Below are 14,927 nucleotides of genomic sequence, written 5' to 3' on the forward strand. Positions count from 1 at the left end.
GCATTTTTCCAGCAAAATGAATGATGCAGACACGATCGAATCGCACATGATTCAGGCGCATTCTATTTTTTCCAGTGAATAAAACGCACTGATCGCCTTTCCAATGGCAGAATAAAATCTGGCCGTATGGTTGGATGCCGGATTGTAATATAATAGTGAACAAAAATCCCGTTTCATTTAAACAACCACCGCTTTACGAAACTTATAGACTTCAAATTCGGTAGCAGCTCACCCTCTATTGACGAGTTTTTACAAGCATTTACCTATTGTAAAAAATGTAAACGCAACCGGATTGGCTTAATTAAAAAAGTTTTTTTTCGACGCCAACGGGCTGTAATCCAAGGCTGGGTAATAATTTGTTAATATTCCCTTTGTGCCGTTGGCCCATAATTCAGTTTCTTTGCAGCGAATTTCACATTCACAAGAGAAAAATCAGTAAGTATGTTGAGAAAAATTACCCTGTTGCTCGCCATGTTCCTTATGGTCGGGCAATTTTTGTTGGCGCAGGTTACTACCAGTAACCTCACCGGCGTGGTGCGTGATGCAGGCGAACAGCCGCTGTCTGGCGCTACCATTTCGGCTACGCACCTTCCGTCCGGCACACGCTACAGTGCCGTAACACAGTCGGGAGGCACATTTAACATCGTAAACATGCGCCCAGGCGGACCCTACACCGTAGTGGTAAGCTATGTTGGCTACGAGTCGCAAACGCTGGAAAACATTACACTCCAGCTCGCTGAATCCTTTGTATTGAACCCGGTTTTATCGAAAACCAACGCCACGCTGGAGCAGGTTATTGTGACCAGTGGCCGCCGCAACAGCATCCTTAACGGAAGCCGCACCGGTTCGGTAACCAACATTGGATCCCGCGAAATCAGCCGGCTTCCAACAATCAGCCGCAGCCTGAATGATTTTACCCGCATTACCCCACAGGCCAACGGCAACGCCATTGGTGGTGGCAACTCCCGTCAGAACTTTATTACGGTAGACGGTTCCGATTTCAACAACACTTTTGGCATTGGCGGCAACCTGCCCGCTGGCGGTTCGCCCATTTCGCTGGATGCCATCGAGGAAATTTCGGTAAACATTTCTCCGTTTGATATCCGCCAGAGCAACTTTATTGGTAGCTCGATTAACTCTATTACCCGCTCGGGCACCAACAACATTACCGGTTCGGTGTACACTTACTTCCGTAACCAAAACCAGCAGGGTAACAAGGTAAACGGAAACGAATTTCCACGCCAAAACTTCCAGTTCAACCAGTATGGTGCACGTATTGGTGGGCCAATCATCAAGAACAAATTGTTCTTTTTCCTGAGCGGCGAAACCGAAAAGCGTACCTCTCCGGGCCAGCAGCGTTTTGCTGCAACTGCGGAACGCCCTTACGGCCCCACCAACCCACAGGTTGCGCGTCCTACGGCTACCGAATTGGATGCCATTTCCGACTACCTGCGTCGCACTTATGGCTATGAAACCGGTGGCTACCAGGGATATGATTTTGTAACCGACCAGACCAAGATCCTGGCACGCCTCGACTGGAACATCAGCGACAACCACCGCATTAACTTCCGCTACAACCAGGTTGAAGGCAAAACCCCAAGCTTTGTTTCGGGTTCCACTTCATCTACCGGTGTAAGCTACGGTTCCGGCCAGGGCCGCACCGATATCAACGCCCTGCATTTTGCCAACTCCAACTATTTCCAGGAGAACAACTTCTACTCTGCACAGCTGGAGTGGAACGGTAAGTTTGGCAACAAGGTGGCCAACACCCTGCGTGTATCGTACAACAACCAGGATGAGCCCCGCAGCACCAATAGCTCGCTTTTTCCTTTTGTCGACATCATGAAGGATGGTCTTCCGTTCACTTCTTTTGGATATGAGCCATTCTCGCTGGGTAACCTGCGCGACGTGGAAATCTACTCCGTAGTAAATAACCTGACCTGGAACACCGGCATCCACAACTTTGTGTTTGGTGGCCAGTTTGATTACAGCAAAACCCGCAACGGCTTCCAGCCGCTGGGTATGTCGTACTACCGCTTTAACTCGTGGGATGATTTTGTAAACGGCGTAAAACCTCTGGATTTTGCCCAAACATTTTCGCTGACCCCCGACTACTCGCAAGCATTCCCTTCGTTCAAGTTTGCACAGTACTCACTGTATGCACAGGACGAAATGGTGATCAACCCAAAACTCCGCGTTACTGCCGGTATCCGTGCCGACCTGAGCACCTACCCCGATGTAACCGAAGTAAAAACTAACCCGCTGGTAGCTGGTCTTAATTTTGCCAACGGCACCCGCATCAACACCGGCAAACTGCCTGAGCCAAAGATCATGTGGTCGCCCCGCGTAGGTTTTAACTACGATGTATTTGGCAACCGCAGCCTGCAACTCCGTGGCGGTACCGGCATCTTTACCGGCCGTGTTCCTTTTGTATGGATCGTAGGCCAGTCGGGCAACTCCGGCATGCTGCAGGTAACCCAAAGCCGTAACGGACAAGGCGACACTCCTGGTCCTTTTTCTCCAAACATTGGCGAGTACCGTCCGTCTACCGTGCCCGCTGCAGGCACTGTCATTCCAAGCACCGTTACGGCGTTTGATGAAAACTTCAAGCTGCCCCAAACCTGGAAATCTACCCTGGCACTGGATCAGCGCCTGCCCGGTGGTTTTGTAGGTACTTTGGAAGCTATTTACAACCGCGACATCAATGTTCTGTATTCGCAAAACGTAAACCTGAAAGAGCCAACTGCGCTGAACATTGCTGGTTACCCCGACAACCGCGTGATTTATGCGGCCAATGATGCGGATAAATACATCAACCCCATTACCCGCACCGGCCAGGCTGGCCCAGGCGCCAACCAGCAGTTCAACGCCATCGTTACCGGCAACGAAAAACGTGGTTATTACTTCTCGCTGACCGGCCGTTTGGAAAAGCAATTTGCCGCAGGCTTTTTTGCTTCATTGGCTTATACCCGCACCATTGCCAGCAACCTGTACGATGGTAACGGCGACCAGCCTTTCAATACATGGAGCCTGATCCAGACTGTGAATGGCGCTAACAGGCCTAACCTGAGCTTTGCAAACTACGTGGTGCCGCATCGTGTAATTGCAACCCTCTCGTACCGCAAAGAATACCTGAAGCACCTGGGTACTACCGTATCCCTGTTCTACGAAGGTTCGCACCAGGGTCGTTTCTCGTACACTTACACCAACGACTTCAACCGCGACCGCCAGAACAACGACCTGATCTACGTTCCACGCAATGCTTCGGAGATCACTTTTGTTGACCGCCCTGCCTCTTCTGCAACCGGTGGCAAAGCCTACACTGCACAAGAGCAAAGCGACCTGTTCTTTGCATTCCTCGAGCAGGATAAATACCTGCGCGACCGCAAAGGACAATATGCTGAACGCAACGGCGCCCTGCTGCCCTGGCGCAACCAGTTTGACGTGAAGATCCTCCAGGATATTTTCACCAACATTGGCAACAAGCGCAACACGCTGCAACTGAGTGTGGACATTTTCAACGTAGCTAACCTGCTTAACAGCGACTGGGGTGTAACCCAATCGACCAACGCAAGCTCGCTGCTGGAAGCCCGCAACCTGAACAACGTGGTTCCTGGCGGTACCGTTCGCCCCAACTACTGGTTGGCACTGGATCGTGGCGCTCCTGTTCGTGAGTCGTTCCGCGACAACCAGACCCTTTCTTCTACTTACTTCATGCAGTTTGGCCTGCGTTACATTTTCGGTAACTAAGCGTCTATTGCATCGTATAAAAAAAGACCCCGCAGTTGCGGGGTCTTTTTTTATACGTCGTCTTCAAAACTAAAGTTATCAACTGTCAACTACCAACTGTCAACTAATCACTACTCCTTCCCCATCCCCACAACAAAAATTCCGGCAACAGCCGCACCCAGGTATCAATATCGTGGCGGCCGTCTTCATAGTTCTTATAAAAAATGTCTGCTCCTTCCTCGTAACCCTTTGCCTTCAATTCTTTAATCAGGTCCAGTGTATCGTCGATTGAATCAATGATGCCATTGCCATTGCGATCGGCAGTTTCGTCAAGCGAGCCGGTAGTAAAATAAAACCGCAGCTCCGCCTTTTTCGTACCCTTCCGCACCAGTTGGTGCATGATGCGGTCGCGGTTGTCATCGTAGCCCGTATCCAATGCCTTACTGCGCCACCACAGCGAACCGGAAAAAACACCTGCCGTTGTAAAAACATCGGGATGGCTCCAGGCCATGCTCAGTGAAGCTAAGCCACCCAACGAAAAGCCGGCTACAGCCATGCTGTTGAATGCCACAACACCGAATTGCTGTTTGATCTCAGGAACCAATTCTTCAAGCACAAAACGGTGATGCAAGCCGGCCCTAACACCGCGGCCTGCATAATCGGGCACGCCTGCGGTGCCGTACTCCAGCAGGCGTTGCGGGCCGGCGTGCACCGCCACAATCAGGAGCGGCTGCAGCAAGCCTGCATCCTGCATCGCCACAAGCCGTTGGTAAAACGGCGTTGTTAATAACTCCTGCCCATCATACAAAAGAAGCAACGAAATACTGTCCGGCGTAAAAGGTTGGGGCCGGTAAGTATGGTACCAAACGGTGCGCTGCAGCATGCCCGATTGAATGCTGCCATCCGTTACCAATACTGTTTCTTGCACTTGTTGCCCCGCCCTGTTCATGCTGCAAAAATAAGTTTGGAAGGATGGTGCTTCCCGTTGTTTTTTTTACAATTAGATTAGTTTGTACTTTAATGCCTGCACATAATACAAAATGGCGTGTATGAAAAAAATCGGGATTCTGTTTGGACAGGAACGCAGCTTTCCAATGGCCTTAATCGAGCGGATCAACAGCATGGGAATGGAGCATATCCAGGCCGAGCCGGTGCGTATTGCAAAGGTGCTGCAAGGTGAAGCCCCGGGGTACGCCGTTATTGTGGACCGCATTTCGCAGGACGTGCCTTTTTACCGCACCTTTTTAAAAAATGCGGCACTGACCGGCACCGCGGTGATCAACAACCCGTTTTGGTGGAGTGCGGATGAAAAATTTTTCAACAACTCCCTCATGACGCAGATCGGGGTGCCGGTTCCAAAAACCGCGATTCTTCCCTCGTTTGATCTGCCCGACGAAACCAACAGCAACTCGTTTACCAACCTCACTTACCCGCTGGATTGGGAACATATTTTTGAATACGTTGGTTTCCCTGCTTACATGAAACCCTTTGCCGGCGGCGGCTGGCGCAATGTGTACCGGCTGGAAGACAAAGAAGATTTTTACCGCAAGCACACCGAAACCGGCCAGCTGGTGATGTTGCTGCAGGAAGAAATCATTTTTGAAGAATACTACCGTTGCTATTGCATTGGCGGCAAATACGTGCACATCATGCCCTACGAGCCGCGCAATCCATTTCACAGCAGGTATGCCGCCGACTTTGCGCCAACGGCGGAAAAGCAAAAACAGATGGAAGAAATCGTGTTGCGCATCAACCAATACCTTGGGTATGATTTCAACACGGTGGAACTGGCTTACCGCGACGGCGTACCTTACGCCATTGACTTTTGCAACCCGGCACCCGATGCAGACCTGCCCAGCGTGGGCCAGCAAAACTTTAACTGGGTGGTGGAAAATGCCGCCAATTACTGCATTGAACGGGCACAGGCACAGGAAGATGGAAAGGACAACCTTACCTGGGGTGAATTTTTGAAACGCAGCGTGGGTGGAAGGCCCCTTATTTAGCACCATTGCAAAAAGCGGTGGACATTTATTTAATGATTTTGCAAGCCATTTAATGACACATTTCCGATACAACATTTTTACCCTCGGCATTGAAGAAGAGTATATGGTGCTGGACCCGAACACGGGGGAATTGAAAAGCCACCAGCAGCGCATTGTACACGAGGGCCATAAAATAATTAAAGACAAGGTAAAAGCAGAAATGCACCAGGCGGTGGTAGAAGTGGGCACCGACATTTGCCAAAATGCCGACGAAGCTTTTGAAGACGTGGCCAACCTGCGCAAAACCGTGTCGGGCATTGCCGATGGACTGGGGTTAAAACTTGGCGCGGCAGGCACCCACCCTTTTAGCCATTGGGAAAAACAACTGATCACCGAGCACGATCGTTATAATGAAATTGTGGCGGAGCTGCAGGAAGCTGCCCGCAGCAACCTCATTTTTGGATTGCATGTGCATGTGGGCATGGAAACCCGCGAAATGGCGATGCATATTGCGAACAGCACCCGCTATTTTCTGCCGCATATTTATGCGCTGAGCACCAACTCGCCTTTTTGGGAAGGCCGCAAAACCGGGTACAAATCTTTTCGCAGCAAGGTGTTTGATAAGTTCCCACGTACAGGCATACCCGAAGTGTTCGACAGTATTGAAGCGTACGATTGTTACCTGAAGTTGTTGATCAAAACCAACTGTATTGACAATGGGAAAAAAATATGGTGGGACCTGCGGGTGCATCCATATTTCAACACCGTTGAATTCCGCATTTGCGATGTGCCACTGACCGTGAAAGAAACGGTGGCCATTGCGGCAATCTTTCAGGCGGTGTGTGCCAAAATATACAAGCTGCGCCTGCAGAACATGAACTTCATCCAGTACTCACGGCACCTGATCAACGAAAATAAATGGCGGGCCAGCCGCTATGGAATCGACGGCCGACTGATTGATTTTGGCAAAGAAGAAGAAATTGATACACGGGTGTTGATTTACGAGCTGCTTGATTTCATTGACGACGTAGTAGACGGCTTGGGATCGAGGCACCACTTGCAGGAAGTGCACCGCATTTTGGAGGAGGGCACCGGCGCCGACCGACAGTTGGAAGTGTACGAGCAAACCGGTTCGCTGCAGGCAGTGGTGCAAATGATTGAGTCAAAATTCCTGGAGGGGATATAGCAAAAATTAATATTCGTGTTTCAATTTATTTAGTAGATTAGAGATGCCCTTGCAATCCTTTCAAAAAACCAGGCCTGGCTGGCCCCCGTTTTTATGGCGCGGATTTTTACCATCTTTTTTGAACACGAAAACACCACTTACAATGCAATGGTAAGTGTAAGGGAAACGCACCTGCTCACCGAGTATATCCTCAGCATTCCGGACGACCGACTGGAGCGGCAATTGCCCTCCAACCGGTTGATCCAATTGGAAAGCGGCGAACTGGTATTTGTGCCGGGGCAATTGCAGCCGCCCAATTTGCTCATGCAAGCCATTTCCAAAGCCGTAGCCGAACATTTACAATTGGTGAAAAGCTAAATTTCGTTTAGGCTTGCACGTTATTATAGCAAAGAGATTGCTGCCCGGTTTCTAAAGCGGAAAACTTCCATTGCCCCACTTATTGCCTATTTTCCCAATCACAACACACTCACATGCGAAAAATATGGAGCGCCGTGTTGCTAACGGCAGCTACTGGCGCCAGTGCACAAAGCCGCACCGACACGATCAAGTGGATACAGGAAACCTCCTCCTACTACGACCTGCAATACACCGCCGCCGAAGCCGATTCTGCGGTGGAATCGATGCGGGAATTTTACGATGCCTACCGCAACCTGCACAACCGCCTGGCGGTAAACGCACTGCCCTACCCTTTTGCATTTAAGCCGGCGCCTGTCGGTTTCAAAATGCCGCAACCGGCGGTAAAAAAAGCCATTCCGCTGCCGCAAAATGTATCCCTCCCGCAAAACCGGGAGGACCTCGCTTTTTACTCTGTAGGCCAGCTGGCATCTCTGATCAAAAACAAAAAGATTACCTCTGTTGCGTTGACCGAGTTTTTCCTGCAGCGGCTGAAGAAATGGGACGACTCGTTGCATTGCGTTATTTCCTACACCGAGGAACTGGCCATGCAACAAGCAAGAAAAGCGGATGCTGAATTGGCGAAAGGCATTTACCGCGGACCGCTACACGGCATTCCTTACGGGTTGAAAGACCTGTTTGCCGTAAAAGGTACCCGCACCACCTGGGGCTCCACTCCGTACCGGGAACAGGTAATTGAAGAAGATGCGTTTGTGTACACCCAATTGCAAAAAGCCGGTGCGGTACTTTGTGCAAAGCTGTCGCTGGGTGCGCTGGCGTTTAACGACCTGTGGTTTGGCGGCCAAACCAAAAATCCATGGAACCTGCGGCAAGGGTCCAGCGGCTCGTCGGCGGGTTCTGCAGCCGCTACTGCGGCGGGTTTGCTGCCCTTTGCCATCGGCACCGAAACCTGGGGTTCTATTGTTTCGCCATCAACTAGATGCGGCGCCACCGGGCTGCGCCCAACGTTTGGCGCCGTCAGCCGCAGCGGGGCAATGGTATTGAGCTGGAGCCTCGATAAAATCGGGCCCATTTGCCGCAGCGCGGCCGATTGTGCAATTGTTTTTGCAGCCATTAAAGGAACCGATGGCGTAGATCCATCTGCAGTGGCCTATGCTTTCAATTACCCCGCTACTAAACCGGTGCGGAGCTTGCGGATTGCCTATGCGGCCAACTATTTCGACAAGCTGCCCCGCGAATCAGCCGAATGGCAGGCTTTGGAAGTGTTTAAAAAATTGAATCCGAATATTGAGGCAACTACCTTTCCCGATACGGCATATTTCCCTGCCGACATCATGAATATGGTTATTTCAGCCGAAGGTGCTGCTGCGTTTGATGAACTTACCCGCACCAGCCGCGACTCCCTGATAGAGCGGCAGGACAAAGGTTTTTGGCCCAATATCTTCAGGGCGTCGCGGCTGATACCTGCTGCCGAATACATTAATGCGAACCGATTTCGTGCAGCCTTGATCCGGCAAATGCACGACTTCATGCAGCAATGGGACGTGGTGATCGTGCCCACTTTTTCAGGAAACCAATCGGCCATTACCAACCTGACGGGGCACCCGGCACTCGTGTTTCCCATTGGCTTCAGCAACCGCGGCAATCCGTTGAGCATTACATTGCTCGGCAACCTGTATGATGAAGGGTCGATTTTACAGGCGGGAAGCGCATTTCAGGATACTACCGATTTTAATAAAAAGCATCCGCCACTTTTTGTCGGCAAATAAATACTACTGAACGCATTTCTTTGCTTTGCAAAACATCATGCGGTTGCATCAATCAGTGCTTGCTGCGATGCAGCAAACATTGATGCCCGATTGTTTGTTGGAGCCAAACCAATTACAACATTTTTTTTCATTCATGCACCGGAATATCATCCCGCTTTTTGCCCTACTTGTTACATCATTGCTTATTGGTTGCAACTCCAAAACAGGTGCAGACCTGCTGGTGTTCAACGCAAAAATTTACACCGTCGATTCGCTGTTTAGCACTGCACAGGCCATGGCCATCAAAGATGGAAAGATAATAGCCACCGGCACCGATGCCAGCATCAGGGAACGATTTACTGCGCCGGATACGCTGAATGCAGCGGGACGATTTATGTACCCCGGTTTTATTGATGCCCATGCGCATTTTTACCGCTATGGCCTTGGGTTGCAAACCGCCGACCTCACCGGCACACAAAGTTGGGAAGCGGCCCTCGCCAAACTCGATTCGTTTGCACAACAAAACACAGAAGGCTGGCTGGTTGGCCGCGGCTGGGATCAGAACGATTGGCCCAATAAAGCGTTTCCCACCAACGAAGCTTTAGATAAACTGTTCCCTACCCGCCCGGTGCTGCTGACCCGTGTGGATGGACATGCGGCGATTGCCAACAGCGCTGCGTTGAAATTTGCCAACGTAACTGCTGCTACCACGCTAACCGGCGGAACGGTAGTGACCAAAAACGGCACTGCAACCGGCCTGTTGATTGACAATGCAGTGGACCTGGTGGCATCGAAAATTCCGCCGGCCACACCGGCGCAGGTAGCGGCCGCATTGGACGATGCACAAAAAGCCTGTTTTGCTGTGGGCCTCACCACCGTTGACGATTGCGGACTCGATTACACCGAAATTCTTGCCATCGACAGCCTGCAAAAAAAGGGCGCACTCCAAATGCGGATATACGCTATGCTGAGCGATGCGCCGCGCAATTACGACTTTTTATTTAACCGCGGTGCGATCAAAACGCCGCTCTTGAATGTCCGATCTTTTAAAGTATACGCCGATGGTGCATTGGGTTCGCGGGGTGCTTGCCTTTTGCAACCCTACTCCGACCAGCCCGACTGGACTGGATTTTTGTTGAGCCCTGCATCGCATTTCGATTCGGTGGCAAGTGCCATTTACAATAAAGGGTTTCAAATGTGCACACACGCTATTGGCGACTCGGGCAACCGCGTGGTGCTGGATATTTACGCAAAATACCTCAAAGGCACCAACGACCGCCGCTGGCGTATTGAACATGCGCAGGTGGTGAGCCCGTTGGATTTTGGAAAATTCGGCGCCTATAGCGTGGTGCCTTCGGTGCAGCCAACGCATGCCACATCTGATATGTACTGGGCCGGCGAACGGCTGGGCAGAGACCGCGAAAAAGGCGCTTATGCATACAAGCAATTGATGCAGCAAAACGGCTGGATCCCGCTGGGCACCGACTTCCCGGTGGAAGACATTTCGCCATTTAAAACTTTTTGTGCAGCCGTGTTTCGGCAGGATGCAAGGGGCTGGCCCGCTGGTGGCTACCAAACAGAAAACAGCTTAACCCGCCAGGAAGCACTCCGCGGCATGACGATCTGGGCTGCAAAGAGCAATTTTGAGGAAGGTGAAAAAGGCAGTTTGGAAAGGGGCAAATGGGCTGATTTTGTGTTGATGGATGTGGACCTGATGCAAGCTAGCGCTGCCGAAATTTTGTCGGCACAAGTGCATGCAACATTTATTGGCGGCAAAAAAGTGCACGGTAAGTAAACACATTTTTACCCTAAATAGACACCTGCAATAAAGCAACAAAAGGCGGCCAAAAAACCAAAAAATTTTAGTTGCGTACTTTTGCGCCTTCATGAATGTACGCATAGCAATTTTGGACCTTTATGAAGGCTATCCCAACCAGGGCATGCGCTGCCTGCGCGACATCATCCGTCAATGGAGCGAATTTCATGCGCATACGGTGCATGTAGATGAATTTGAGGTACGCATCAAACAGGAAGTGCCCGATCTCAACTACGACATATATATTTCTACTGGCGGTCCCGGCAGCCCTATCGACAGCGAAGGATCGGATTGGGAACGGGCTTATTTTGGCTGGTTGCGGTCGGTGGAAAGCTGGAACAACAACCCGCATATTGCGCCCAAAAAGTTTGTGTTCCTCATCTGCCATTCCTTCCAGTTAGTGTGCCGCGATTATGGCATTGCCGAAGTGTGCAAACGGAAGTCCACTTCCTTTGGCGTGTTTCCGGTGCACATCACACCGGGCGGCCACCACGATTCGTTGTTCAAAGCCCTGAACGATCCATTTTACATAGTCGACAGCCGCGACTGGCAGGTGATTCATCCCGACTGGGACCTGATCCGCAAAATGGGCGCCCATATTTTATGCATTGAAAAATACCGGCCGCATGTGCCTTATGTGCAGGCCATCATGGGTATGCGCTTTTCGCCGTGGATGGTGGGCACGCAATTTCACCCCGAGGCAGATGCGCCGGGCATGAGTGCTTACCTGCAAAACGAGCAGCGAAAAGAAATGGTGATCGAGCAACATGGCCTGGCCAAATGGGAAAGCATGGTGGAACAATTGAACGACCCCGACAAGATCATGTGGACCTATGCCCATGTGTTGCCCAATTTTTTAGATGGCGCAGTGCGGCATTTAACAGCAAACCCTACACACAATTAGTCGAACAATTTTTTACATGTACACAGTTTACGGACTGGCCAATTGCGATACTGTACGCAAGGCAATAAAATGGTTGAAAGAAATAAACCAATCTTTCCAGTTTCACGATTTTCGGAAAGACGGCATCGACGCAGAAAAAATAAATGACTGGGTATCGCAAATGGGCGTTGCTGTTTTATTGAATAAAAAAAGTGCCACCTGGCGTGGACTTGGTGAAGCGGAGCAAGCGGAAGCAGCAACAGAGCGAGGTGCTATCCAGTTAATGGCACAGCACCCCGCACTCATCAAACGGCCTGTAGTGGAACAGGAGGGTAAACTGGTTGCTGTGGGCTTTCCGGCAGCGGGTCTCGGTGCTGTTTAAATAAAACAACACAATAAAATTAAATTCCGGCGGCGGCGTCAGGTTTTGTAAACAAATGGCATTACCTTTGCCGCCTTCAAACCGCTTATTGACCAAACCCGGTGCCGTAAGACCGTGGATTGGAAAGGTGAGCAAAAGGCTCAAAGGCGTTACAGATAACAAAGGCAGGGATTTTTACACCGACTTTTTTTCTGCATCCTCTTGAAACTTTAGCCCCGGGTTTCGCGTCATGAGGCATAAAACAACTGTAACAACAGCCCATGAAGCTTTCTCAATTTAAGTTTGACCTCCCACTCAACCTCATTGCTCAAAATCCGGCCAAGAAACGCGAAGACTCACGCCTGATGGTGGTGGACCGCAAGACCGGTAACATCGAAAACAAATACTTCCGCGACATCCTCGACTACTTCGATGACAAAGATGTTTTTGTGGTAAACAATACCAAGGTTTTTCCCGCAAGAATGTACGGCCGGAAGGAAAAAACCGGTGCCAAGATCGAAGTGTTTTTGCTGCGCGAACTGAACAAGGAACACAACCTGTGGGATGTAATCGTTGATCCCGCAAGAAAGATCCGTGTTGGGAACAAACTGTATTTTGGCGACAGCGAAGACCTGGTTGCTGAGGTAATTGACAACACCACTTCGCGTGGACGCACCATCAAGTTTTTGTTTGATGGCACCGACGAAGAGTTCCGACAGGTTTTGGAAAAACATGGTGAAACCCCGCTCCCTAAATACATCAAGCGCAAACCCGATGAAGAAGACCGCGAACGCTACCAAACGGTGTATGCGAAGCACGAAGGTGCTGTAGCGGCGCCCACTGCCGGCCTGCATTTCAGCCGCGAACTGATCAAGCGTTGCGAGATCAAGGGCATCCGTTTTTCGGAAGTAACCCTGCACACCGGCCTCGGCACGTTCCGCCCCATTGAGGTGGAAGACCTGAGCAAGCACAAGATGGATGCAGAGTACTACCGCATTGAAGAAGCGGCCTGCAAAATTGTAAACAAAGCAAAGGAAACTTCACACCGCATTTGCTCTATTGGTACTACTACCATGCGGGCTTTGGAATCTTCGTTTACTGCGCAAAAATTGCTGAAGCCATCGGAAGGCTGGACCAACACTTTTATCCACCCGCCGTACGATTTTTCAATTGCCGACTCGCTGGTGACCAATTTTCACCTGCCTAAAACTTCCCTGCTCATCATGACCTGCGCTTTTGCCGGTTACGACCTGACCATGGAAGCGTACAAAAAAGCGATCAAGGATAAGTATCGTTTCTTTAGCTACGGCGATGCGATGCTGGTAATCTAAAAGAACCCGGATTTTTAGGTTTTGAACAGATAATTTTGGAATAGAAAGAGGCGCTCATTGAGCGCCTCTTTTGTTATTATTTGACGGAATAAATCTTTAAATCAAACTCCAATAAATTAATCCTTCAAAATCCGATTAATCCAAGTTCTATTACAACTTAAATACACCACTGTTGATCTTCTGCAGCACTTCTGTTTTTTGCGTTGCGGGCACCAGGATGGAAATGTTGTGCGGGCTGCCGCCGTAAGAAACCATGCGTACTTCCACATCGGTCAGGCTGTTGAACACATCTTGCAGCGTCTGTGTATTGTCGGCAATTTCGTTGCCCACAATCGACACGATGGTCATGTTGCCTTCGGTTTCAACAGAGCCCAGTGCTTCCAGTTCTTTGCGGATCTGCGGCAGTGCGCTGTCGCTATCAATGGTCACCGATACAGCTACTTCCGAAGTGGTGATCATGTCGATCGGTGTGCGGTATTTTTCAAAGATTTCAAACACTTTGCGCAGGAAACCGTAAGCCAGCAACATGCGGCTGCTCTTGATGTTTACTGCAGTGATGCCGTCTTTTGCAGCCACCGCTTTCACCCCTTTCGATGCAGCTTCTGAAGTGATGGTGGTACCTTTTGCTTCGGGCTCCATGGTGTTGAGCAACTTTACGGGCACTTTGTATTGCTGTGCGGGCCAGATAGATGCAGGGTGCAGAATTTTGGCACCGAAATAAGCCAGTTCTGCTGCCTCATCAAAGCTTAGTTGCTCGATGGGAAGGGTTTTGTTTACTACCCTTGGATCGTTGTTGTGCATGCCGCTAATGTCGGTCCAGATTTCACAAACCGAAGCCTGGATGGCAGCAGCAACCAACGATGCGGTGTAATCAGATCCGCCACGTTTAAGGTTGTCCACTTCACCCCTGGCGTTGCGGCAAATATATCCTTGCGTGATGATCAGTTTTTTCTCGGGATGCTGTGCCAGCAAGCCTTTGAGGTTTTTGCTGATCTGCGGCACCGGCGGTTCGTCGTTTTCGTCAATCACCATAAAGTTCAGCGCCGGGAGCAGCAGGTGGTCAATGCCCTGCTCCTCGAGGTACACCGAAAACAATTTAGTGGAAATAAGCTCACCTTGCGCCAGGATGTCTTTGCTCAGGGCTTCGCTGTATGATATTTTCAGGATGATGTTCAGAAATTCGAAATGTTCCTGCAGGATGGCTTTGGCTTTGGCCAGCGCTGCTTCGCTTTGCACTAGTTCCTTAATGAACTCCTGGTATTTTGCTTCCAGCGTATCGATCTTCTCCTTTGCTTCTTCCCGTTTCTGCGCAGCCAGCAGGGTTGCAATTTCTACCAACGAGTTTGTAGTACCCGACACTGCACTCAACACAACGATCTTTGGATCGCTGTCTTTGGTGATCAGTTGGGCCACGTCGTGCATGCGTTGCGGCTTACCTACCGAGGTGCCGCCGAACTTCATTATTTTCATAAACCGGTCCCTGTAAATGCAGGATTTTTTTTGATGAGGTGCAAAAATAGCTACACATTATTAAATA

11 protein-coding genes are annotated in these 14,927 nt (G+C 50.3%); 9 read left to right on the forward strand and 2 right to left on the reverse strand.

Annotated elements, in window-relative coordinates; all coding sequences use genetic code 11:
- Window positions 1-441: 441 nt before the first annotated feature.
- Window positions 442-3,750, forward strand: a complete 3,309-nt coding sequence (locus tag DRJ53_RS04505; protein ID WP_114234340.1) for a TonB-dependent receptor — start codon at window positions 442-444, stop codon at window positions 3,748-3,750.
- Window positions 3,751-3,853: 103 nt separating this feature from the next.
- Here the strand turns inward: DRJ53_RS04505 and DRJ53_RS04510 are convergent, their stop codons facing one another.
- Window positions 3,854-4,678, reverse strand: coding sequence for an alpha/beta hydrolase (locus DRJ53_RS04510; protein ID WP_114234341.1), 825 nt, complete (start codon window positions 4,676-4,678; stop codon window positions 3,854-3,856).
- Window positions 4,679-4,778: 100 nt separating this feature from the next.
- On the opposite strand from DRJ53_RS04510, the gene DRJ53_RS04515 reads away from it, so the two are divergent.
- From DRJ53_RS04515 to queA, 8 genes are all read left to right on the forward strand, one after another.
- Window positions 4,779-5,732, forward strand: a complete 954-nt coding sequence (locus DRJ53_RS04515; protein WP_114234342.1) for an ATP-grasp domain-containing protein — start codon at window positions 4,779-4,781, stop codon at window positions 5,730-5,732.
- 52 nt (window positions 5,733-5,784) lie between these two features.
- Window positions 5,785-6,897, forward strand: a complete 1,113-nt coding sequence (locus tag DRJ53_RS04520; protein ID WP_114234461.1) for a carboxylate-amine ligase — start codon at window positions 5,785-5,787, stop codon at window positions 6,895-6,897.
- 93 nt (window positions 6,898-6,990) lie between these two features.
- Entirely contained in the window at window positions 6,991-7,254 is a 264-nt protein-coding gene (locus DRJ53_RS04525) for a hypothetical protein (RefSeq protein ID WP_114234343.1), read from the forward strand.
- Window positions 7,255-7,367: 113 nt separating this feature from the next.
- Entirely contained in the window at window positions 7,368-9,020 is a 1,653-nt protein-coding gene (locus DRJ53_RS04530; protein WP_114234344.1) for an amidase, read from the forward strand.
- 133 nt (window positions 9,021-9,153) lie between these two features.
- Window positions 9,154-10,794 (forward strand): amidohydrolase, encoded by a 1,641-nt coding sequence (locus DRJ53_RS04535; RefSeq protein WP_114234462.1) that lies wholly within the window; start codon window positions 9,154-9,156, stop codon window positions 10,792-10,794.
- A 91-nt stretch (window positions 10,795-10,885) separates the two neighbouring features.
- On the forward strand, window positions 10,886-11,719 hold the full coding sequence (locus DRJ53_RS04540; RefSeq protein ID WP_114234345.1) for a type 1 glutamine amidotransferase: 834 nt from the start codon (window positions 10,886-10,888) through the stop codon (window positions 11,717-11,719).
- A gap of 16 nt (window positions 11,720-11,735) precedes the next feature.
- Complete coding sequence (locus tag DRJ53_RS04545) at window positions 11,736-12,080, forward strand: Spx/MgsR family RNA polymerase-binding regulatory protein (RefSeq protein WP_114234346.1); 345 nt, start codon at window positions 11,736-11,738, stop codon at window positions 12,078-12,080.
- A gap of 260 nt (window positions 12,081-12,340) precedes the next feature.
- Window positions 12,341-13,390 carry a tRNA preQ1(34) S-adenosylmethionine ribosyltransferase-isomerase QueA gene (gene queA, locus DRJ53_RS04550; protein WP_114234347.1) on the forward strand — a complete coding sequence of 350 codons (1,050 nt, stop codon included), beginning with the start codon at window positions 12,341-12,343 and terminating at the stop codon, window positions 13,388-13,390.
- 150 nt (window positions 13,391-13,540) lie between these two features.
- Here the strand turns inward: queA and DRJ53_RS04555 are convergent, their stop codons facing one another.
- A complete protein-coding gene (locus DRJ53_RS04555; protein WP_114234348.1) occupies window positions 13,541-14,860 on the reverse strand; it encodes an aspartate kinase in 1,320 nt (439 codons plus the stop codon).
- Window positions 14,861-14,927: the final 67 nt, after the last annotated feature.

This window comes from Paracnuella aquatica (genome assembly GCF_003332885.2).
Taxonomy (GTDB): domain Bacteria; phylum Bacteroidota; class Bacteroidia; order Chitinophagales; family Chitinophagaceae; genus Flavisolibacter; species Flavisolibacter aquaticus.

Coding starts and splice junctions, on each gene's coding strand:
- DRJ53_RS04520 (WP_114234461.1), top strand. CDS start 5,785: ATGACACATTTCCGATACAACATTTTTACCCTCGGCATTGAAGAAGAG.
- DRJ53_RS04535 (WP_114234462.1), top strand. CDS start 9,154: ATGCACCGGAATATCATCCCGCTTTTTGCCCTACTTGTTACATCATTG.
- DRJ53_RS04515 (WP_114234342.1), top strand. CDS start 4,779: ATGAAAAAAATCGGGATTCTGTTTGGACAGGAACGCAGCTTTCCAATG.
- DRJ53_RS04540 (WP_114234345.1), top strand. CDS start 10,886: ATGAATGTACGCATAGCAATTTTGGACCTTTATGAAGGCTATCCCAAC.
- DRJ53_RS04545 (WP_114234346.1), top strand. CDS start 11,736: ATGTACACAGTTTACGGACTGGCCAATTGCGATACTGTACGCAAGGCA.
- DRJ53_RS04555 (WP_114234348.1), bottom strand. CDS start 14,860: ATGAAAATAATGAAGTTCGGCGGCACCTCGGTAGGTAAGCCGCAACGC.
- DRJ53_RS04530 (WP_114234344.1), top strand. CDS start 7,368: ATGCGAAAAATATGGAGCGCCGTGTTGCTAACGGCAGCTACTGGCGCC.
- DRJ53_RS04510 (WP_114234341.1), bottom strand. CDS start 4,678: ATGAACAGGGCGGGGCAACAAGTGCAAGAAACAGTATTGGTAACGGAT.
- DRJ53_RS04505 (WP_114234340.1), top strand. CDS start 442: ATGTTGAGAAAAATTACCCTGTTGCTCGCCATGTTCCTTATGGTCGGG.
- queA (WP_114234347.1), top strand. CDS start 12,341: ATGAAGCTTTCTCAATTTAAGTTTGACCTCCCACTCAACCTCATTGCT.
- DRJ53_RS04525 (WP_114234343.1), top strand. CDS start 6,991: ATGGCGCGGATTTTTACCATCTTTTTTGAACACGAAAACACCACTTAC.